Source organism: Pauljensenia sp. UMB3104 (assembly GCF_030217285.1).
GTDB lineage: Bacteria > Actinomycetota > Actinomycetes > Actinomycetales > Actinomycetaceae > Pauljensenia.
In genome coordinates this window covers 1-19,200 of the sequence record NZ_JASONN010000012.1, presented here as the reverse complement: position 1 = coordinate 19,200, position 19,200 = coordinate 1, and the positions used below count along the sequence as shown (strand labels likewise).

Annotated in this window: 15 protein-coding genes and 2 tRNA genes; 11 read left to right on the top strand and 6 right to left on the bottom strand. The window is 64.7% G+C overall.

Features of this window, described 5'->3' with window-relative positions; translation table 11 throughout:
• Window positions 1–99: 99 nt before the first annotated feature.
• The 4 genes from QP415_RS06990 to glgX all read right to left on the bottom strand — a co-directional run bounded on the left by QP415_RS06990 (window position 100) and on the right by glgX (window position 6,048).
• On the bottom strand, window positions 100–2,142 hold the full coding sequence (locus QP415_RS06990; RefSeq protein WP_285099538.1) for a maltotransferase domain-containing protein: 2,043 nt from the start codon (window positions 2,140–2,142) through the stop codon (window positions 100–102).
• Between the two features lie 182 nt (window positions 2,143–2,324).
• The gene (locus tag QP415_RS06985) at window positions 2,325–2,582 is read right to left on the bottom strand and encodes a hypothetical protein (RefSeq protein WP_048674806.1); all 258 of its coding nucleotides are present in this window, start codon (window positions 2,580–2,582) and stop codon (window positions 2,325–2,327) included.
• A 29-nt stretch (window positions 2,583–2,611) separates the two neighbouring features.
• On the bottom strand, window positions 2,612–3,712 hold the full coding sequence (gene trpS, locus QP415_RS06980) for a tryptophan--tRNA ligase (RefSeq protein WP_016461147.1): 1,101 nt from the start codon (window positions 3,710–3,712) through the stop codon (window positions 2,612–2,614).
• A 47-nt stretch (window positions 3,713–3,759) separates the two neighbouring features.
• Window positions 3,760–6,048, bottom strand: a complete 2,289-nt coding sequence (glgX, locus tag QP415_RS06975; RefSeq protein WP_048674809.1) for a glycogen debranching protein GlgX — start codon at window positions 6,046–6,048, stop codon at window positions 3,760–3,762.
• Window positions 6,049–6,240: 192 nt separating this feature from the next.
• Between glgX and QP415_RS06970 the strand changes: the two genes are divergently transcribed.
• The 11 genes from QP415_RS06970 (at window position 6,241) to QP415_RS06920 (ending at window position 16,730) form a co-directional block, all read left to right on the top strand.
• A complete protein-coding gene (locus tag QP415_RS06970) occupies window positions 6,241–7,044 on the top strand; it encodes an electron transfer flavoprotein subunit beta/FixA family protein (RefSeq protein ID WP_048674812.1) in 804 nt (267 codons plus the stop codon).
• A gap of 1 nt (window position 7,045) precedes the next feature.
• Window positions 7,046–8,023, top strand: a complete 978-nt coding sequence (locus tag QP415_RS06965; RefSeq protein ID WP_285099537.1) for an electron transfer flavoprotein subunit alpha/FixB family protein — start codon at window positions 7,046–7,048, stop codon at window positions 8,021–8,023.
• Window positions 8,020–9,225 carry a cysteine desulfurase family protein gene (locus QP415_RS06960; protein WP_285099536.1) on the top strand — a complete coding sequence of 402 codons (1,206 nt, stop codon included), beginning with the start codon at window positions 8,020–8,022 and terminating at the stop codon, window positions 9,223–9,225. Before QP415_RS06965 ends, QP415_RS06960 begins: the two co-directional genes overlap by 4 nt.
• Window positions 9,226–10,317: a tRNA 2-thiouridine(34) synthase MnmA gene (gene mnmA, locus QP415_RS06955; RefSeq protein ID WP_285099535.1), complete on the top strand. Its 1,092-nt coding sequence runs from the start codon at window positions 9,226–9,228 to the stop codon at window positions 10,315–10,317.
• 78 nt (window positions 10,318–10,395) lie between these two features.
• A tRNA-Leu gene (locus tag QP415_RS06950) sits at window positions 10,396–10,476 on the top strand.
• A 53-nt stretch (window positions 10,477–10,529) separates the two neighbouring features.
• On the top strand, window positions 10,530–11,003 hold the full coding sequence (locus tag QP415_RS06945) for a peroxiredoxin (RefSeq protein ID WP_016461141.1): 474 nt from the start codon (window positions 10,530–10,532) through the stop codon (window positions 11,001–11,003).
• Between the two features lie 71 nt (window positions 11,004–11,074).
• The gene (locus QP415_RS06940) at window positions 11,075–11,869 is read left to right on the top strand and encodes a hypothetical protein (protein WP_285099534.1); all 795 of its coding nucleotides are present in this window, start codon (window positions 11,075–11,077) and stop codon (window positions 11,867–11,869) included.
• A 347-nt stretch (window positions 11,870–12,216) separates the two neighbouring features.
• Window positions 12,217–12,963, top strand: a complete 747-nt coding sequence (locus QP415_RS06935; protein WP_285099533.1) for a hypothetical protein — start codon at window positions 12,217–12,219, stop codon at window positions 12,961–12,963.
• A 104-nt stretch (window positions 12,964–13,067) separates the two neighbouring features.
• A complete protein-coding gene (locus tag QP415_RS06930) occupies window positions 13,068–13,871 on the top strand; it encodes an ABC transporter ATP-binding protein (RefSeq protein ID WP_285099532.1) in 804 nt (267 codons plus the stop codon).
• Window positions 13,856–15,550 carry a hypothetical protein gene (locus QP415_RS06925; protein WP_285099531.1) on the top strand — a complete coding sequence of 565 codons (1,695 nt, stop codon included), beginning with the start codon at window positions 13,856–13,858 and terminating at the stop codon, window positions 15,548–15,550. The genes QP415_RS06930 and QP415_RS06925 overlap by 16 nt, the downstream gene beginning before the upstream one ends.
• A gap of 259 nt (window positions 15,551–15,809) precedes the next feature.
• Window positions 15,810–16,730, top strand: coding sequence for a hypothetical protein (locus tag QP415_RS06920; RefSeq protein WP_285099530.1), 921 nt, complete (start codon window positions 15,810–15,812; stop codon window positions 16,728–16,730).
• A gap of 236 nt (window positions 16,731–16,966) precedes the next feature.
• Here the strand turns inward: QP415_RS06920 and QP415_RS06915 are convergent, their stop codons facing one another.
• Together QP415_RS06915 and QP415_RS06910 are read right to left on the bottom strand one after the other, a co-directional pair.
• Entirely contained in the window at window positions 16,967–18,682 is a 1,716-nt protein-coding gene (locus QP415_RS06915) for a cell wall protein (RefSeq protein ID WP_285099529.1), read from the bottom strand.
• A 444-nt stretch (window positions 18,683–19,126) separates the two neighbouring features.
• Window positions 19,127–19,199: transfer RNA gene (locus tag QP415_RS06910), tRNA-Lys, on the bottom strand.
• Window position 19,200 lies beyond the last annotated feature (1 nt).

Sequence of the window (19,200 nt, the reverse complement as noted above, 5' to 3'; positions counted from 1 at the left end):
CCGGCAAAAAAGGGGGCCGGGTCTCATATTGGTGGGTGTTATGGAGGGCTTGCGTGCGCCCGGCGCGCCCACATGGTAACGCCGGGCGCACAAGCCTCGTTAGGCTTGCGCCCAGGGGGATGTGTGGGCGGGCTCGACCTTGAAGACGTGGCCGAGGCGCGTCACGGGGGACAGGGATACCCAGTTGGAGGATCCCCACACGTAGGAGCGTCCGTCCAGCTCGTCGACGACCGTAATGTGACCACCGGGGGTCGCTAGGCCCATCGCCTCCAGATCGAGCTCGACCGTGGCATCCACGCCCTCGTGCGGATCCAAGGAGATCACGCAGATGACGGTGTCGGGCTTGCCGTCGGAGGTGAACTTGCCGGGAATGTGACGCGAGAACGCGATGAGGCGATCCGAGGACGTCGGGTGGATGCGGATCTGGTGGAGCTGGCGCAGCGCGGGGTGCTTGGCGCGCGCGGCGTTCAGCAGCGTGAAGAGGCGCGAGATACCGATCGATTCGGCGTCCTCCCAGCGGCGTGGGCGGAACTCGTACTTCTCGTTGTTGTTGGGCTCCTGGTAGGTGCCGCGCGGCTCGTTCTCCACGAATTCGTACCCGGAGTAGATGCCCCACGTGGGTGCGCCCAGAGCGGCGAGCATCGCGCGGATCGCGAAGATCGCAGTGCCGCCATCCCACATCTGCGGGGTGAGGATGTCGTGCGTTGTGGGCCAGAAGGCCGGGCGCATGAGGTGGGCGGTGTCTTCGGAGACCTCGCGCAGGTACTCCTCGATCTCCTGCTTGGTGGTCCTCCACGCGAAGTACGTGTAGGACTGATCGAAGCCGATTGCGCCGAGGGTGCGCATCATGGCGGGGCGCGTGAATGCTTCGGCCAGGAAGAGCGTGCCCGGGTACTGCGCCTTGATGTCGGCGAGCAGGCGCTCCCAGAAGGGGATGGGCTTCGTGTGCGGGTTGTCGACGCGGAAGATCGTCACGCCGTGGTTGATCCACAGTTCGATGACGTCGCGCACGGCCCGGTAGATGCCCTCAGGGTCGTTGTCGAAGTTCAGGGGATAGATGTCCTGGTACTTCTTCGGAGGGTTCTCCGCGTATGCGATCGTGCCGTCGGCGCGGGTCGTGAACCACTCGGGATGCTCCTTGACCCACGGGTGGTCGGGGGAACACTGGAGGGCTAGGTCGAGGGCGACCTCCAGGCCGAGGCCTCGGGCGCGCTCGACGAAGCGGTCGAAGTCAGCGAAGTCGCCGAGCTCGGGGTGGATAGCATCGTGGCCACCCTCGGGGGAGCCGATGCCGTAGGGGGAACCCGGGTCGCCGGGAGCGGCTTCCAGGGCGTTGTTCTTGCCCTTTCGGTGCGTCGTGCCGATCGGGTGGACCGGGGTCAGGTAGACGACGTCAAAACCCATGCCTGCGATACGCGGCAGGTCCTCCGCCGCCCCCGCGAGAGTGCCGGATACCCACGTGCCGTCGGGGTGTTGGAAGGCGCCCGCAGAGCGCGGGAAGATTTCGTACCATGCGCCTGCCAGGGCCTTTGTGCGGGCCACGTCGAGGGGGTAGGCGCGTGACGAGCCGATGAGGTCGCGCAGCGGATGGTCGCGGAAGATGAGACGCACGCGCGAGGAGATGCCCGCGGAGAGGCGCTGCTGGGCGGAATGACTGGTGTCGCGCAGGCGGCGCGCCGCGTCGGTCAGGACGTCAATGTCCGAGGCCGGGGGACGCTTCTGGGAGGGGTTACCGTAGGCCGTGCCTTCGGCCGCGCGCTCCATGAGGCGAGCGCCCTCCTCGAGCATGAGCTCGACGTCGACGCCGGCGCCGACCTTCACGGTCGCATCGTGGCGCCACGTCGCGTAGGGGTCCGACCAGGAGTCCACGCGGAAGGACCAGGCGCCGGGCGTGTTCGCGGCCACCCAGGCCTCGTACCTGTCGAGGCCGGGGGCGATGTCTACCATGCGCGTGCGGGAGTATTCACCTCCGTCCGGGCGCAGCAGAACGGCCTCGGCGGCGAATGCGTCGTGCCCTTCGCGGAACACGGTCGCACGAACGGGGAAAGGCTCGCCTTCGGTCGCCTTAGCGGGAAGCGTGCCGTCTTCGATGACGGGGAACACTTCGATGATCGGGATACGGGGCAACAGTTTCTCGCTCACGAGACCCACACTAGCCTATGGATGCGTCCGGGAGAAAACGATGCCCATGCCTCGGCGATACGGAGGGCGCTCTCATGGTCTGTCAAGATTTTAACTGTCGTCCGAAACGTTAGAATTCCGCTCCCATAGAAGGAGGGTAGCCCCTGAATGTCCAGGAACTACCCTCCGTGTGAGGATCGTCGTCAGTAGCCGCTGTTCTGCAGCCCTGCCATGATCGCACCACCAAAGAGGACGAACATCAGGATCGTCGCGACGATGCCGATGATCTGCCAGATGAACAGGGCGCGCGCAAAGTTACGCTTCGAGGGTGAGCCGCCCGAACCGAGCGCGAGCACCAGCAGGTAGATGAAGCCGACCAGCGGGATGCCGGCGACGAAGAGAGTGAGCATCCACGAGCCGACGGAATCGTCGGGATGCTCGGGGAACTGGTTGTATGCCATGGTGGCCTCCAAGGGGAGAATGTGTGGAATCAGTAGTTCATCTGCATGGCGGTGCGCACCTCGGACAGGGTCTGGTCGGCCTGTTCGTTGGCACGCTCGTTACCGGCGTGCAGGATGGACAGCAGGTAGTCCTCATTCGCGATGAGCTCGGCACGGCGCTCGCGCAGGGGAGCGAGCATCTCGTTCAGGGACTCAGTGACGAGGGCCTTCAGGGTGCCCGCGCCCGCGTCACCAATGCGATCCGCGATCGCCTCGGGGGCCTCGCCCGTGGCCAAGGAAGCCAGCATCAGGAGGTTGGAGACCTCGGGACGGCCCTCCGGGTCGAAGGTGATGCGGCGCTCGGCGTCGGTCTTCGCCTTCTTGAGGATCTTCGCGGTCTCGTCGGCGCTCATGCGCAGCTCGATCGTGTTACCGCGCGACTTGGACATCTTCTGCCCGTCCGTGCCCAGCAGCAGCGGGACCTCGGAGAGGAGTGCCTCGGGGCGGGGGAACACGGGGCGCTCGGGGGTGGCGCGGCCGTATCGCTTGTCGAAGCGCTGCGCGATCAGGCGAGCCTGCTCCAGGTGGGGGAGCTGATCCTGGCCCACGGGCACGATGTTCGCCTTGCAGAAGAGGATGTCGGCGGCCTGGTGGACCGGGTAGGTCAACATGAGACCCGTCATCGCGCGGCCCTCGGTCGCCTCCAGCTCAGCCTTCACGGTCGGGTTGCGGTGCAGCTCCGACTCGGTGACCAGGGAGAGGAAGGGCAGCATCAGCTGGTTGAGGGCCGGAACCGCCGAGTGGTTGAAGATCGTGGAGCGCTCGGGGTCGATGCCCGCGGCCAGGTAGTCGGCGACGAGGCCGAGGACACGCTCACGGATCGGACCCACGCCATCGCGGTCGGTGATCACCTGGTAGTCGGCGACCAGAACCCAGGTCTCAACCCCGCGGTTCTGCAGGAGCACGCGGTTGCGCAGCGTGCCGAAGTAGTGGCCCAGGTGCAGGTGGCCCGTCGGACGGTCACCCGTGAGGATACGGAAACGCGAGGGGTCCTGGTCGATCGCCAGGTCGATCTCGGCGCTGCGGGCCTTCGAGCGGGCCAGCGAGGCATCGGAGGTTGCGGTTTCCAGGGCATCTTCACTGCGAGTCATGCGTCAATCCTAACGAGTGGGTGGGGATGAATGAAACTTGAGCCCGCTCAGTGCTCGGGGTGGAATGCGACGTCAGAGAGCAGGATGGTCACGGACAGCGGTTCAATCGACAGCGTGGAGCGCGGAGCGACGTGCTCAGCCTCAAGGGAGAGCTCGCTCGGGTTACGTGTCTCGCCGACGCCGCCCTCGGAGGGCGTCGCCCACACGGTCGAGTAGGCGACCAGCCAGTCGAGATCGTGGCCCTCGGGCAGCGTGACCTCGGCGCCGTCCAGGTTCGCGTTGATGATGATGAGGGCGTCGCGGTCGCCCCACGTCACGCCGGAACGCAGCATCTGGAATGTGCGGTGGCGGGCGTCCGTCCAGCCGTAGTCAGGCATCGGCGTGCCCTGCGCCGTGTACCACGACAGGTCAGGGATTGTGTCCCCGCCGTGCGGGGTGCCGGTCGCGAAGCGGTCGGGGCGCAGGACCGGATGGGCCTGACGGAGAGCGATGAGCCAGGACACCGTGTCGATCTGCTCGAGCTGTCCTTCAGCCAGATCCCAGTCGACCCACGAGATCGGATCATCCTGGCAGTAGGCGTTGTTATTGCCGTACTGGGTACGACCAAATTCGTCACCGCCCGTGAGCATCGGCGTGCCCGAGGAAACGAACATCGTCGTGAGGATGTTGCGCTGAGAGCGCGCACGCAGGTCCGCGATCGTCATGTCGGACAGGATCGCGTAGGGCGTCATCGCGTTGGGGTGAGTGGCGTTGACAGCCAGTGTGCCCTCGACGCCGTGGTTCCACGAGCGGTTATCGTCCGAACCGTCGCGGTTGTTCTCCAGGTTCGCGGTGTTGTGCTTGCGGTCGTAAGCCGTCAGGTCCGCCAGCGTGAAGCCGTCGTGTGCCGTCACGAAGTTGATCGAGGCGCGTGGGCCGCGCAGGCGACCCAGCCCGTGCTCAAACACGTCCTGGGAGCCAGACAGACGCGTTGCGAGGTCGTTGGGACCCGACACGATATGGCCCGAGGCCTGGGCACGCACGTCCGCCAGCCAGAAGTTACGCAGGGCGCCGCGGTAGTGGTCGTTCCACTCGGAGAAGGGGACCGGGAAGTTGCCCGTCTGCCAGCCGCCGGGGCCCACGTCCCAGGGCTCGGCGATGAGCTTGACGTGCGCGAGCAGATCGTCCGTGGCCATCGCGATGAGGAGCGGGTGCATCGGGCTGAAACCGGTCGCAAAACGGCCCAGCGTGGCCGCCAGGTCGAAGCGGAAACCGTCCACGCCCATCTCGCGGACCCAGTAGCGCAGCGAATCCAGCACCATCTGAATGGTCTTCGGATGATCCATGTTCACGGTGTTGCCGGTGCCCGTCACGTCGATTGCCTGGACGGGGCGAGAGGTCGTGTGGCGGTAGTACAGGTCGGAATCCAGGCCGCGCCACGACAGTGACGGGCCGGCGTCTCCACCCTCACACGTGTGGTTGTAGACGACGTCGAGGATGACCTCAATGCCAGCCTGATGCAGCAGAGAGACCATGCCGCGGAACTCGTCGACGACCGCCTGGGCGCCGCGCTCACGCGAGGCCTCGGTCGCGTAGGAGGGTTCGGGAGCGAAGAAGGAGAGGGTCGAGTAACCCCAGTAGTTCGTCAGGCCGCGTTCGGTGAGGAAAGGCTCGTCGCACTTGGCGTGCACGGGGAGCAGCTCGACCGCGGTGACGCCCAGGTCCTTCAGATACGACACGGAAGCCGGGTGAGCCAGTCCCGCGTAGGTGCCACGCAACTCCGGGGGCACGCCGGGCATGTTCTTCGTGAAGCCCTTGACGTGGATCTCGTAGATGACCGTCGTCTCCCACGGCGTATGTGGCTTGGGTTCGATCGGGAAGGAGGGCTCCACGACGACCGAACGCGGCATGTAGGGAGCGGAGTCAATGGGTGAGCGGCGCAGCGGGTACTCGGAGGGGTAGAGATCCTCGTCGACGCAGTGCGCGTAGACGCCAGGCTTCATATCGACGACGCCGTCGACCCCCCGGCCGTAGGGGTCGAGGAGGAGCTTGTGCGAGTTGTAGAACTTGCCACCGTCCGGATCCCATGGACCGTGAACGCGGAAGCCGTAGCGGGTCCCTGCGCCAAAGCCCGGGATGTGGCCGTGCCAGATGCCGGTATGAGGGCCGATCAGGGCGTAGCGTGTCTCAGCCCCGACCTCGTCGAAAATGCACATATCCACGCCGGACGCGCCCCGCGCGACCACGGACACATCGAGCCCGTCGCCCGAACGGAAAACTCCCAGGCGGGAGGGGACGGGGTTCGGTTCGGTGACGCGCACGGTGGGGACGCAGGGCGAGCCGGAGCGCTCGGACATAAAAGAGTGCCTCTTTCTGACGAATTATTGACTGCGCCCAAGCCTGATAGATGCAGTCAGTCTCCATCATACGTGACCGTTAATTAAGCGGTCGGATTAGGAACTGGTAGGGACTATGAACAGCGGCACGCGCTGGTGAGGCAACCCTCATATATATGGGCGTGAGGCGCGGAATGTGGCACGCTAGAAGGCATGAGAATTGTCGTGTGTGTGAAGCATGTCCCCGACATGCAGTCCGAACGCCGTTTTGAGGGCGGCCGCCTGGTGCGCGGTGAGGACGATGTGCTGAACGAACTGGACGAGAACGCCATTGAGGCTGCCGTTCAGCTCAAGGAGTCCGAAGAGGACGCAGGCCGTGAGGCTGAGGTCGTCGCACTGACGATGGGTCCCGAAGACGCCGAGGACTCCCTCATGCGCGCCCTGCAGATGGGCGCGGACCGTGCCTACATCGTTTCCGATGAGTTCCTGGAGGGCTCTGACGTCATTACGACCGCCTCCGTCCTGGCCGTTGCGATCGCGAAGATCAGCGAGGAGTGCGGCCCCGTCGACCTGGTGATCACCGGCATGGCGTCGCTGGACGCGATGACCTCCATGCTGCCCGGCGCACTGGCCGCCAAGGCCCACATGCCCCTGCTGGGCCTTGCCCGCTCCCTGAGCGTCGCGGACGGTGCCGTGACGATCGAGCGTGCCGTCGACGGCTACACCGAGACCGTGCGCGCCGCGCTGCCCGCGGTCGTCTCCGTGACCGACCAGATAAACGAACCGCGCTACCCGGCCTTTGCCGCCATGAAGGCCGCCCGCAAGAAGCCGCTGGACCAGTGGGGCATCGATGACCTCGTCGAGGTTCCCGGCGGGGAGGGCCTCGTGATGCGCCGCGCGCTGACCGCCGTGACCCACGGCGAGGAGAACACCCGCGACGGTTCGGGCACGATCATTCAGGACGCCGGCGAGGGCGGGCGCGCTCTGGCCGACTACATCCTTTCGGTGGTGAAGTGACATGACGCAGCAGATGAGTTCCCCGATTCTTGTTCTGGCCGATCAGGCGGGCGATCACCTGACGCCCCTGGCCCGCCAGGCCGTGACGCTGGCTGCGTCCCTGACCAGCGCTGACGTCGTTGCCCTGTCCCTGGCCACCACGCCCGACGTGGCAGCACTGTCCGAGCTGGGCGCGACCCAGCTGCTGCATGCCGACCTGGGTGACGCCGGGCGTTCCTCGGTCGTCGCCTCCGACGCGGTGATCTCCGCGCTGGCCACTGCCAGCTTCGGCCTGGTGCTCCTGTGCTCGGACTACCGCGGTCGTGAGATCGCCGGTCGCGTCGGCGCCCTCACCGAGGCCGGCGTGGTCTCCGGTGCGTCCTCCGTCGGCTTCGACGGCGGTGTCCTCCAGATCGGCAAGACCGCCCTGGGCGGCTCTTGGTCGATGCGCATCGTCCTCGAGGGACAGACTCCGATCGTCGGCATCGCCTCCGGCATCATCGACGAGGCCCCGGTGGCCTCTCCCGTCGCCCTGACCGGGCAGGCCCTGTCCGTCGAGCTGAGCCCCGAGGCTTCCTCGATCCAGGTTGTTTCCAGCGTGCCCGACGAGGAGGAAGGCGTGTCCCTGACCGACGCCTCCACCGTGGTGTGCGGTGGCCGCGGCGTGGACGGTGACTTCGAGTTGGTTCGCTCGCTCGCCGATGCGCTGGGTGGTGCCGTGGGCGCGACCCGCGTCGCCTGTGACGAGGGTTGGGCCCCGCGAGCCGAGCAGATCGGCCAGACGGGCCTGACGGTCACCCCGAACCTCTACATCGGCCTGGGCGTCTCCGGCGCGATTCACCACACGGTGGGTATGCAGTCTGCCGCCCACATCGTCGCCGTGTGCGATGACCCCGACGCCCCGATCTTCGAGATCGCAGACTTTGGTGTTGTCGGCGACGTGACCGAGGTCGTGCCCGCGGCCCTGGCCGCCATCGAGGAGGCGCGCTCCCAGGCGTGAGCGTCTATCTCGACCAGGCGGCCACCACGCCGCTGCGCGAGTGCGCCCTCGAGGCGTGGACGCGTGCCCAGCGTGACCTGGCTGCCACCCCTGGCAATCCCGCCGCCCTCCACTTTGGAGGGCGGCGGGCCCGTCGCATGCTCGACGACGCGCGCGAACAGGTTGCGTGCGCTCTCGGGGCAGATATCCACGAGGTGATCTTCACATCCGGTGCCACGGAGTCCGACGCGCTGGGCGTGATGGCTGCGGCCCGCGGCATGCGTGGGCGCGATGGCGGTCGCAGTCTCATCGTCGTTTCGGGCCTTGAGCACGACGCAGTCGCCCACCAGCGCGAGGTCGCGTCCCGTGAGTGCTTTGACTGGGAGGTTTTGCCCGTGGATGCGGGTGGCGTGTCGGTCCTGCCTGCCGTTTCTGGTGACGAAGCACCCGCCGCGTGGGACGGGCGTCTCGCGCTTGGTTCCATGACGCTCGTGTCCTCCGAAATCGGCACAATCCAGCCGGTCGCCAACTTCGCTGCGCTCGTGCACGCCAGCGGCGGCCTCGCGCATTCGGACGCTGCCCAGGCGATCCCGACCCTGGACGTGTCCTTCTTAGAGCTTGGCCTTGATCTCATGAGCGTGGGTGGTCACAAGGTCGGCGCACCCGCCGGCACCGGTGTCCTTGTCGTACGGCGCGGCATTCCCATGACGACCGACCGCCCCGGTGGTGGCCACGAGCGCTCGATCCGCTCGGGCACGCCAGACGTCGCGGGTGCGTGCGCACTCGCTGCCGCCCTCGCCGAGGTTGTCGCCGAGCGCGCCGTCTTCGCGACCCGCGCGGCGGACCTGCGCGCCCACTTGCTGTCCCACCTGCCGGACGGCGTGAGCGCGACGGTGGGGGAGTCGGCCTCGTCGAGTGCGATCATCCACTTGTCCCTGCCGACCGCCCGCCCGGAGGCCGTGCTCATGGCCTTCGACATGGCTGGCATCGCCGTGTCCGCCGGGTCCGCCTGCCATGCGGGGGTGACGCGCCCCTCCGACATCGTCATGGCGATGGGGCGCAGTGAAGAGCAGGCCCTCGGCGTCCTGCGCGTCTCGCTCGGCCATGAGACGACGCGCGATGACATCGACGCCTTCCTGGCCGCCCTGCCGATGGCGATCCGTGCGGGTGCCGCCCTGGACGGCGTCGCCCACGTGCGCAACGAACGAAACGAGGAACGCTAGATGCGAGTTCTGGCAGCACTGTCCGGTGGCGTGGACTCCGCCGTCGCCGCCGCGAAGGCCGTCGAGGCCGGGCACGACGTCGTCGGCGTCCACATGGCGCTGTCGTCCCAGCCCCAGGAGTGCCGCATCGGCTCGCGCGGATGCTGCTCGATCGAGGACGCGGGCGACGCTGCGCGCGCCGCTGAGATCATCGGCATCCCGTTCTACGTGTGGGATCTCGCGAGCGAATTCGAGCAGACCGTCATCACCGACTTCGTCGCCCAATACAAGGCCGGTCGCACCCCCAATCCGTGCGTGCGCTGTAACGAGTTCGTGAAGTTTCGAGAGCTGGCCAACCGAGCCCGCGCGCTCGGCTTCGACGCGGTGTGCACCGGCCACTACGCGGCCATCAAGGATGGGGCGGCAGGGCCTGAGCTGCATCGCGGAGCTGACGGCCTGAAGGATCAGTCCTACGTCCTGGCTGTCATGGGCCCAGAGGAACTGACCCGGGTGGTCCTGCCGCTGGGCGATGCCCCCAACAAGGCGTGGGTGCGCTCCGAGGCCGAGCGCCTGGGCCTGGGCGTGTCCAACAAACCCGACTCCTACGACATCTGCTTCATCCCCGACGGCGACACGCAGGGGTTTCTGCGCTCCCATTTGGGCGCCGCTGAGGGTGAGATCGTCACTCCCGATGGAGAGGTACTCGGCCATCACGAAGCCTATTGGAACTACACCGTCGGCCAGCGCAAGGGCCTCGGCATCGGCGCGCCCGCACCCGACGGCCGTCCGCGCTACGTCCTCGAGACCAGGCCGGAGAGCAACCAAGTCGTCGTGGGTGCCTCGGAACTCCTGTCTATTTCCCGGATTATGGCCACGGATGCCGTCTGGCTCGCATCGGATGATGACGGGGTCGACGCGACCGACCTTTTCGTGCAGCTGCGCGCGCACGGAACGCCCATTCCTGTCGCGTCGCTCACTCGCGACGGTGACGCCCGAACCATCAGCGTTGTCCTTGCGGACAGCGCACGCGGCGTCGCCCGCGGCCAGTCGATGGTTGTCTATCGTGGCAGTCGAGTCCTGGGCGAAGGGACTATCGACGCAACCGGGCGCTAAGGCCTCGCGCGACGTCGGCGCGGACGTGGGCGAAGGCATGCGGACGGCCTCGCCCGCATCCGTTACACTGGGGTGCGCGCGCGAGTGGCGGAATTGGCAGACGCGCTGGATTTAGGTTCCAGTGTCTTTGACGTGTGGGTTCGAGTCCCATCTCGCGCACGATGGCTCATGCCCGGTCGCATTGGGGGAGTGGCCCTCGATAGACTGAGGTCATGAGCGTTTTGGACATTGGCCAGCAGGCCCCCGACTTTACCGCTGAGACCACCCAGGGAACCCTGTCCCTGGCGGATCTCCTCGCAGCCTCCTCCCGTGGCGTCGTCGTCTACTTCTACCCGAAGGCCTCCACGCCCGGCTGCACGAAGGAAGCGTGCGACTTCCGCGATTCCCTGGCTTCCTTGCAGGGGGCCGGTTACTCGGTCATCGGCGTGTCCGCCGACTCGATGGCCGCCCTTGAGCGTTTCACTGAGAAGCAGGCCCTCACCTTCCCGCTGGCCTCGGACCCGGACCATCAGATTCTCGAGGCCTGGGGTGCCTGGGGCGAAAAGAAGAACTACGGCCGCACCTACGTGGGCATTATCCGTTCGACCGTGGTTGTCAACCCTGATGGGACGGTGGCTCTGGCCCAGTACAACGTGAAGGCGACGGGGCACGTGGCGCGCCTGCGTAAGGCTCTCGGTATCGACTGATCGGTTGCTTTCGGAGTAACTAGTACATATGATTGTCAAGAAACTGACAGCTAGTTACTCGTGGAGGACTTATGGCGGCTACGACGCCTGACGCGTATCGAATTGGTGCGGGACAGGTGGCGCAGGACTATCCGGCCGACGCTGCACCTGTGCGTGCGCGCAAGCGGCCGAGCCTGCCCACGATGGCCCGCGTGCCCGAGTCTGTCTCCTCTGATGAGCAGGTCATCACCGCCGAGGTTGCGGTGGTTCGTCGGAAGGCTGCTGTGACGCCCAGTGCTCCGAAGGGCTCTCGCCCCTCGAAGGATGCGGCAACGGTGGCTCGGCAGAGCGCTGCTACCCGTGAAGGTGTCCCCGGGCAGGGAGGTCACGTCGCGCAGTCGCCCGCTCTCGCGCGTGAATATGCTCAGAAGGATGAAGTCGGCGTGACCTTTGAGTCCGACCAGCATCCCGGTGTCGCCGTTCATCGCGATTGGCATCGAACGACCATGCGGGTCGTCGGCCACTCCGATGAGGTACGCGGCGGAGCGCAGGGGATTCCTTCCGGGGCTGAGGGGGTGCCCGTGCGCGAGGGGATGCGCTCCTCCTCTGTGGGAGGCGCGTCGCGGCGCGAGGCCGAAGCTCGTCGCTCCGGTCACATCGAATCGCGGCTGGATCGTCGCGAACGCCCAGCGCGTCGTAGCAGCCGGCACCACGGCCTGGTCATGTTCCTCCTTGGCTTCCTCTCGGCTCTCCTCCTCGTTGCGGCGTTCGTTGCGGGTCTCTACCTGTCGCGCTCGACCGGGGCATCTTCGCGAGGTGTTATTGAGTCTTCCGTTGGCGTGTCGACTGGTGCTAATACTGTTTCCGGGGGCTTTGTCGAGAATTAGTCTCTCGCCTTCATTCTGTTCCGCGTGCGGGGTGCTCGCGGTGGAGGCGAAGGTGCTCGTTGAGCCTCTGTGAGTACTGTCTGCGCGGTTGTGGATTGGCGTGCATGACAGTGGTGCAGTGTGTGTTGGCTGTGCAGGTTTCTAGTGCTGGCAGGCCCCTTTGCTTTTCGAGTAATCCTTGGGTACGCTTATTGAATAATCGACAGCTTCCCGCCAATGGAGGACTCATGGGAGCACATACACCGGATGCGTATCGCTATGGTGACGGCCAGCTACCGCGGGAGTACCCGAGGCCGGGGGCAAGGTCCACTCCTTCGCCTAGTGCCACGGGCGCACCGCACCGTGGTGTGGGTGAGGAAAGCGAATCGTCGGTAGTGCAATCGAGTCCTTTTGCTCCCCGTGAGCAGCAGACGGTATCCGAACGGGAATACGCGCATCGCGACGAGCATTTGGCTGGGGTCTCTCCCGACTCATCGCCATATGGCAGTCGCAGTCGACACGATGAACGCTTTGGTGGAGACCGTGTTGGTAGTGCTTACTCGGCGGCCGCTGCGCGACCTGCACCGCGTCTGGTATCGGTCGAGCAGATGTACGTACCCGCCGAGGAGGTAGAGGAGGCTCGACGTCGCCAAGCCATGGCCTATCGGCATGATGAGGCGCGTATGCGGACGGACCAGCATGAGCCGCCGCGTCAGAAGCGGCGTTGGAAGCTGGGGCTTGGAATGTTTTCTCTCGGTTTCTTCATGGGGATTATTGCCACTGTCGTTTCGGTTGTCGCATTGGCTGCACTCATGGCCGATGGATCCACGAACTTTGTGGCTGCGGTGAATACATGTGAGGCCTTTCCTTATGCGCAAGTTTCCTCCGATGGAACGAGCATGGAAATGACGACCTCTGGGAAGAAAGAACCGGGGATGAGTGTGCGCACGCTCGGGTGCCTCCTTGAGGAACTGGATGCCCCAACATCGTTGAAGCAACGCATGGAATCAACGCGAGCCATCGACGGTACTCAGGAACAGACGTGGGGCTCCTATCGGGCAACGTGGACCTATCACCCGGATCATGGACTTCATGTTGTGATTAGTCATGAGTAGGTCGTATGCCTGCAGGTAGAAGCGGTTATCTGGACGCGCTCCTGGGCGTTGGCTTGTATCTCTCGTAAAATGGGGAGGTATTTCAATGCCTGAAGGAGAATTTCGTGTCCGATTCGCAGCCCGCCGCACCTGCGGTACCCGCCACCCCCGTCGGGGATGATGTTGCACTGGCCATCCGAGGCCTCGTCAAGGTTTATGGCAACCTCATCGCCGTCGCGGACCTGTCCCTCGACATCCCCACCGGATCCTTCTACGGGATCGTCGGGCCGAACGGCGCCGGCAAGACGACGACGCTCACCATGGCCACCGGCCTGCTCACCCCCGACCGTGGCACCGCCTTTGTGCACGGCGTCGACGTGTGGGCGCGAACCCAGGAGGCGCGCGCCCTGCTTGGTGTCATGCCCGATGGAATGCGGTTGCTCGACCGTCTCTCCGGCCCGGACTTCCTTGTCCATGTCGGTATGCTCCATGGACTGGACGCCTCCGTCGCCCGCGAGCGCGCTCACGAGCTCCTGGCGGCCCTCGACCTGGCCGAGGCCGGTAAGAAGCTCATCGGCGACTACTCGGCGGGCATGACGAAGAAGATCGCTCTGGCTGCCGCGCTCATTCACTCACCGCGCGTCCTGGTTCTTGATGAGCCTTTCGAGGCCGTGGACCCCGTCTCTGCGGCCAACATCCGCCAGATTCTCACCGACTACACCAAGCGTGGGGGCACGGTCATCCTGTCCTCGCACGTGATGGCGACCGTCCAGCAACTGTGCACGCACGTGGCCATTATCGACAAGGGGCGTGTGCTCGTCGCCGGTACCACCGACGAGGTCGCCCAGGGTGGAGACCTGGGGGAGCGCTTCACCGCTCTGGTCGGCGGCGTCCACTCCGAGGAAGGTCTGTCGTGGTTGGGCAACTGATTCGCCTCAAGCTTCGCATCATCTGGAACACTGTTCGCAAGCAGACGGTCGTTCTCGTTCTTGCCGTCCTTGGCGCTTTGTACTTTGGCGCAATCTATGCTTCCGCGCTCGTGGGCACAGCTTTCCTCGCGCGTTCAGATGAAGCCTCCCTGGCTGCGCCCGTGATGCCGATTGCCGGCCCCTTCATTTTCTTGCTCTGGCTGGTCCTCCCGATCATTTTTGCGTCGATGGATAACTCGGTGGACCCCGTGCGCCTGTCTCCCTACGTGGGACCCAGCAAGCGCCTCGGGGCGGGGCTGGCCGCGGCGACGGCCGTAGGCCCCGGCGGTCTGCTATCTGCCATGGTGCTCTTCCTGCCCGTCTGGTTCGCTCTGTGGCGCGCCCAGTGGATTGAGGCGCTCGGCTGGTTCATTGCTGGTCTCGTGACGCTTCCCCTCGCGGTTGTGTGGGCGCGCGCGGTTGGAACCTGGTTCGCGGTGCGCCTCGACACCTCGGGAAAGAAAGACGCTGTGACCGTTCTGGGTGCCGTCGTCTTCATGATGGTGCTGACCCCCATGGGCTACTGGATGTCTGTGCTGAGTCAGAACTTCTCCGTCGAGGTCTTCCAGGCGGGATTGAACGTCGCGCTCTGGACGCCCTTCGGCGCTCCCTTCGGCGTTGTTGCCTCGTTGCTTGAGGGCGCATGGGTAGCGGCGGCTCTCCGCGTGCTCATCGTGGTCGCGACCGCGCTCGTCGGCTGGCGTGCCTGGCTGGCGGTCCTACGCCCCGTCATGAGTGGATACGCCGGCGAGATTAGTGCTGACGCTCAGCGCGCCATCGACGAGGGACGCCACCTCATCGACGAGTCCCTCGAAGAGGAAGAGCGCGGTCGTCGTTCCGCCCAGTCGCGAGCCGCCGGCCTGCGCAGCGTCGACCTATTCACGCGCCTCGGCCTCGGAGTGCGCAGCGCCTCCCTGGCCGCGCGCACGCTGCGGTACTGGATCATTGATCCTCGGCTCAACATGAACATGCTGCTCGCTGTCCTGTTCCCCGTCGTCGCAATCTTTATGGGGCGCATGGCGGCCGAGGGGCAGTCATTCGAGTTCACGTCGGGTATCTTCCTCTACCTGGTGCCCATCACGACGGGCCTGACCACCGGCGCGCTCATGCAATACGACTCGACGGGCGCCTGGATCGTGGTGTCGTCGGGCATGAGTGGTCGAGAAGAGCGTCGTGGGCGCCTCGTGGGGTCGCTCATCGTGTTCGTGCCCCAGGTTATCGGCTACCTCATTCATGATGCCGTGGCAGGTGCGAGTGCCTCCGATTTCGTGTTCCACCAGGTGATGGGCGTTGTGCTCTTCGCGGGGGCGGCCGGCACGACCCTCGTCGTGAATGCGCGCTGGGTCTACCCGGTGCAGCCTCCGGGCACGTCACCGCTGGCAACGAAGGGGACAGGCTCCTTCCTCATGACGATGCTGCTGCAGCTCGTTGGCTTTGCGGGTACCGCGGTCCTGCAGCTCCCGTCCTACGTGCTGCTCGCGCTCGCGTCCTTCGGTTTCGTCCCGGACTGGGTTGCCTACGTCGTTGGCATCGCCTGGTCGGTCCTCGTCCTTGAGGCTGCCGTGCGGATTGGTGGGCGCGTGTGGGACCGGTACGCGGTCGCCGCTCTGACGTCGATCCGCAGCTGGCCGGGACACTGACTTCCTTCTTCGTGGTCGCGAGGCCGGGGTTGCCCACTGGGGTGCCCCGGCCTCGTCCCTTTGTGCCCGAGAATGTTGCTGCCTGGTACCGGTGTAATGGCCGCTGATGATGAGCGGTGTCATGTGCGCTCCTGACCAGGCGTTCGTTACATCGTGGTGCGCTGGATTGACGAAAAACTGGGCATAGCGTGTAGACAAGAATGCAGATACTCGGTAATGTGATGCTCATAACCTGACCATCGATGGAGAGGAATCTTCCATGCGTATCCCGTCACTGTCGCGTTCTCTTGTCGTAGCGGCTGCACTGAGTGCCGCTGCTCTTCCTGCCCTCATGCCTGCGCCCACGTATGCTGCTGACGTCGCGGGACCGGCGACCTGCTACCTCGCCGACGAAAACGGCACCATCGTCGAACCCCGCCAGGAATACACTCCGCGCGAAGGATCCGGTGGGCTCCCGATGCTTCCTAGTCCCGTCGTCGCCGGCCAGTACACGCTGGAAGTGAGCGCTCCGGCAATGAACTTCGATCCGGATCAGCCTGACATGCACTTTGCGTGCCAGGTCTTCTACGCGCCCCTCGGCAGCGTGCGTCTCGTTGATGCCGATGGCACCGTGCGGGCGACGCAGCGTTATGGCAACGATCAGAATGACCCGTCGCGCGCCGCGCTCACGGCGCTCCCGGCGTTGCCCGATGGGTACGAAATCGTCCCGGGCCAGACGATCCGAGGCTTCGACGCTACCGCTCGCACGGTTGATCCCAATGATCCCGCGAACGCGCGTGCTGTTGGCGCCGATACGGACATCCGGATCCGTCAGATCACCGCGCAGCCCACGCCGGCTCCTACTCCGTCCACGCCGTCTACTCCATCCACACCTTCTACCCCGTCTACTCCTTCCACACCGTCTACTCCTTCCACACCGTCAACTCCGTCCACGCCGTCAACTCCGTCCACCCCGTCTACTCCTTCCACGCCGTCGACGCCTTCCACCCCCGCGACTCTCACTCCTCAGACTCCCGCTGGCGTGACACCCACTGCTCCCGTGACTCCGGTTCGGAGCAAGCCTGCTCCCTCCCACGGGCTGGCGAAGACAGGCAGTGATGCGGCGGTTCTTGCTGGCACGGCTGGCGTCCTCGCGCTCCTGGGGGCGGGTGCTATCGCCGTGAGAAGGGCGCGCGCCTGACACGTTGAAGCGGTCGCGCCATTGCCCGCAGCAAAGGCTGTTGTGTTCAATCGATAGAGATGTCCACACGCAGTGCTTGAAGGACGAGGCCGGGGCTCCCAATTTGGGTACCCCGGCCTCGTCGTTGGTTGGTGTCGTGCAATGCGCCGGAGCGGTTCTGAGGTTTGTCCTTTAACCCACATGAGGCGGGGTGCCGATGGATCACCGGCACCCCGCCTATGACGATGAAACGCGAATTAAGAGCGCTTCCTCCGCAATGTCGCGGCGCCGATAGCGCCTGTCACGGCAGCGAGCATCAGCACATCGCCGGTGAGAGCACCGGTCTTGGCGAGGTGCGTTGCAGGCGTGGGAGGAACTGAGGGCGTAACTGCGGTCGGTGTCGGTGTCGGTGTCGGTGTAGGCGTCGGACCGGGCTTGAAGGACAGTCGCGTCACGTCGGGATGCGCCTCGCTCGTCGTGAACTTCAGGGGGTGCTTCATGAGCGGAGCCTCATCCCATCCGGCAGAAGGGCCAGTCATGGGGGGCCTCCATCCGGCGGTATAAGGGGTGTCTGTAGGGGGACATGCGGGTGATGGGGGATCAAATACTGTTCCAACAACAGAACGAGGCTCGGCCGGTTTGACAGCGTCGTAGTCATCCATCGTCGGAGGGCATGCGGGTGAAGGCTGCCCGGGGATGACGATGACACCGAGTTGTTTCTCAACATCAACCGAGATAGTGCCCTGCGTGAGGTGATCGATCTGGTAATCCGTATCGGCAGCTGCGGATTCGGTGAAGGCTATCTTCTGAATGGTGATCACCGCTTCGCCGTGAAGCGCACCCATCGCATCCTTGAGGGCTTCAATCGTCGTGATCTGATCGGGGTTATCGAAGTCCACGGTGACCGTTGCGGTCTGTCCGTTAACTGCCACTGTCTTCGCTGAGAAGCCCTGGGGAAGCCCAGTCACCGAGATGGCCGAGGGGTCAGAAAACTTCAGCTGCGCAGGAAGAGTGATCTGGGTTGTGAAGCCCAAGTGAGCATTCTTCAGTGCAATATCGTCGAAAGCGTTGGGCGTCTTGTCGTATTTTTCGAGGAGCTTCGCAATGCGTCCACCGCGAAGGTCATCCAAGTGAACGACGTTCTCGATGGTCAGAAGAGAATCTTTGTTCTCGGCGTAGATCTGTTCCGCCTGAGTCGGAGCGTTCCCACCCAGGCCGACCTTAAAATCGGTGTCGATTGTCGGGTCGTCGCCGTTGACCGGAAGGGTGCCAAACACCTTCTTGTACTTGTAAATGCCAGTCAGGCGATCCGACGACAACTCCCACGTGGAGAATTCGTAGTCGGGAATTCCCGCGGCTTGGAAGAAGTTTGGCCCGGTCTTCGAGGGCTGCAAGTCGTGGCCGTCCTCTTCATCAACCCAGCGTGTTGTCCTGGTCGGTGCGGACGCGAAGCAATCGGTAGGCGACTGTGCGAGTGCCAGGGTCTTCGTGTCGAAGTGAAAGACCTGAGCGGGGGAGGTTGAGGAGGCGAAGAAGTTGAACTGACCCGTCACGGTCACCTGTTCGCTGGCCAGTTGAGTCGCTTCCGCGGGGTCAATTGTGCCAACGGCATAGGGGACCTGGACCTTGATCGTGTGCTGGCCGGGGTCGGTTTTCTCTGCATCGTAGATATCGAGCAGCTGCTGCCAGGTCAGATCCTTGAGCTGGATGTTCACAGTGACCTGTGTGCGATCATCGCCCGGGGAGAACGAGGTGTAGGCGAGCATTGACGAGGTGGATTTCGCGCGAGACGTCCCCAGCGTGACTGTCTTAGGGACACTCACGGTCAGCGTGATATCGGCGGTGTCGTTGCTGCCGGAGTCATGAGGGGAGAGCCCCTGTGCAGCCGCAGTGCGGATTTCTGCCTCGTGGCCTGCCAGAAGCGTCGTGATCGGGATGTCCAGCACGACGGTACCGTGATAGGTCGTGATCACAGGGGTCGTGTTGCACACCGTCGTGCTTGTTGATGAGACGTATTGTGAGAGGGAGAAGGGCTGGGCATCGGCTTGTGCGCTGCGTGGCGCAAACATTGATACCGTGCCTGCAGCGACAAGAGCCAAACCAGCACCCGCGGCCAGAACTCTCCGGCTTTTCCTCATGATGTTCCCCAATCGCGGGTGTGCGTATGAAACGCGATGACTAATGATTTTTCAGTATACTCATTGTCGAAAAAATGTACATCGTCTTTTCCGAGCTCAGCCCTGGATTGAGTGCTCTGTCAGGCGTGGTCGTCGCGTACAGGTGATCCCCATGTGCCCCGTTGCGCACTCGACGCCCTCGCCCATCAGCGTGTCGACATGGGAAACAGGGGGATGCGGGTGCTACGTACAACACGAGGGATACGAAAAACCGGCGGCCCGAAGGCCACCGGTTATCTGTGCGTCATGGGGGACTTGAACCCTCAACCCGCTGATTAAGAGTCAGCTGCTCTGCCAATTGAGCTAATGACGCG

Excerpts from the sequence above, each read along its gene's own strand:
- QP415_RS06945 (WP_016461141.1), top strand. The coding sequence starts at position 10,530 with ATGAGCGTTTTGGACATTGGCCAGCAGGCCCCCGACTTTACCGCTGAG.
- trpS (WP_016461147.1), bottom strand. The coding sequence starts at position 3,712 with ATGACTCGCAGTGAAGATGCCCTGGAAACCGCAACCTCCGATGCCTCG.
- QP415_RS06985 (WP_048674806.1), bottom strand. The coding sequence starts at position 2,582 with ATGGCATACAACCAGTTCCCCGAGCATCCCGACGATTCCGTCGGCTCG.
- QP415_RS06965 (WP_285099537.1), top strand. The coding sequence starts at position 7,046 with ATGACGCAGCAGATGAGTTCCCCGATTCTTGTTCTGGCCGATCAGGCG.
- QP415_RS06920 (WP_285099530.1), top strand. The coding sequence starts at position 15,810 with ATGCGTATCCCGTCACTGTCGCGTTCTCTTGTCGTAGCGGCTGCACTG.
- mnmA (WP_285099535.1), top strand. The coding sequence starts at position 9,226 with ATGCGAGTTCTGGCAGCACTGTCCGGTGGCGTGGACTCCGCCGTCGCC.
- glgX (WP_048674809.1), bottom strand. The coding sequence starts at position 6,048 with ATGTCCGAGCGCTCCGGCTCGCCCTGCGTCCCCACCGTGCGCGTCACC.
- QP415_RS06970 (WP_048674812.1), top strand. The coding sequence starts at position 6,241 with ATGAGAATTGTCGTGTGTGTGAAGCATGTCCCCGACATGCAGTCCGAA.
- QP415_RS06940 (WP_285099534.1), top strand. The coding sequence starts at position 11,075 with ATGGCGGCTACGACGCCTGACGCGTATCGAATTGGTGCGGGACAGGTG.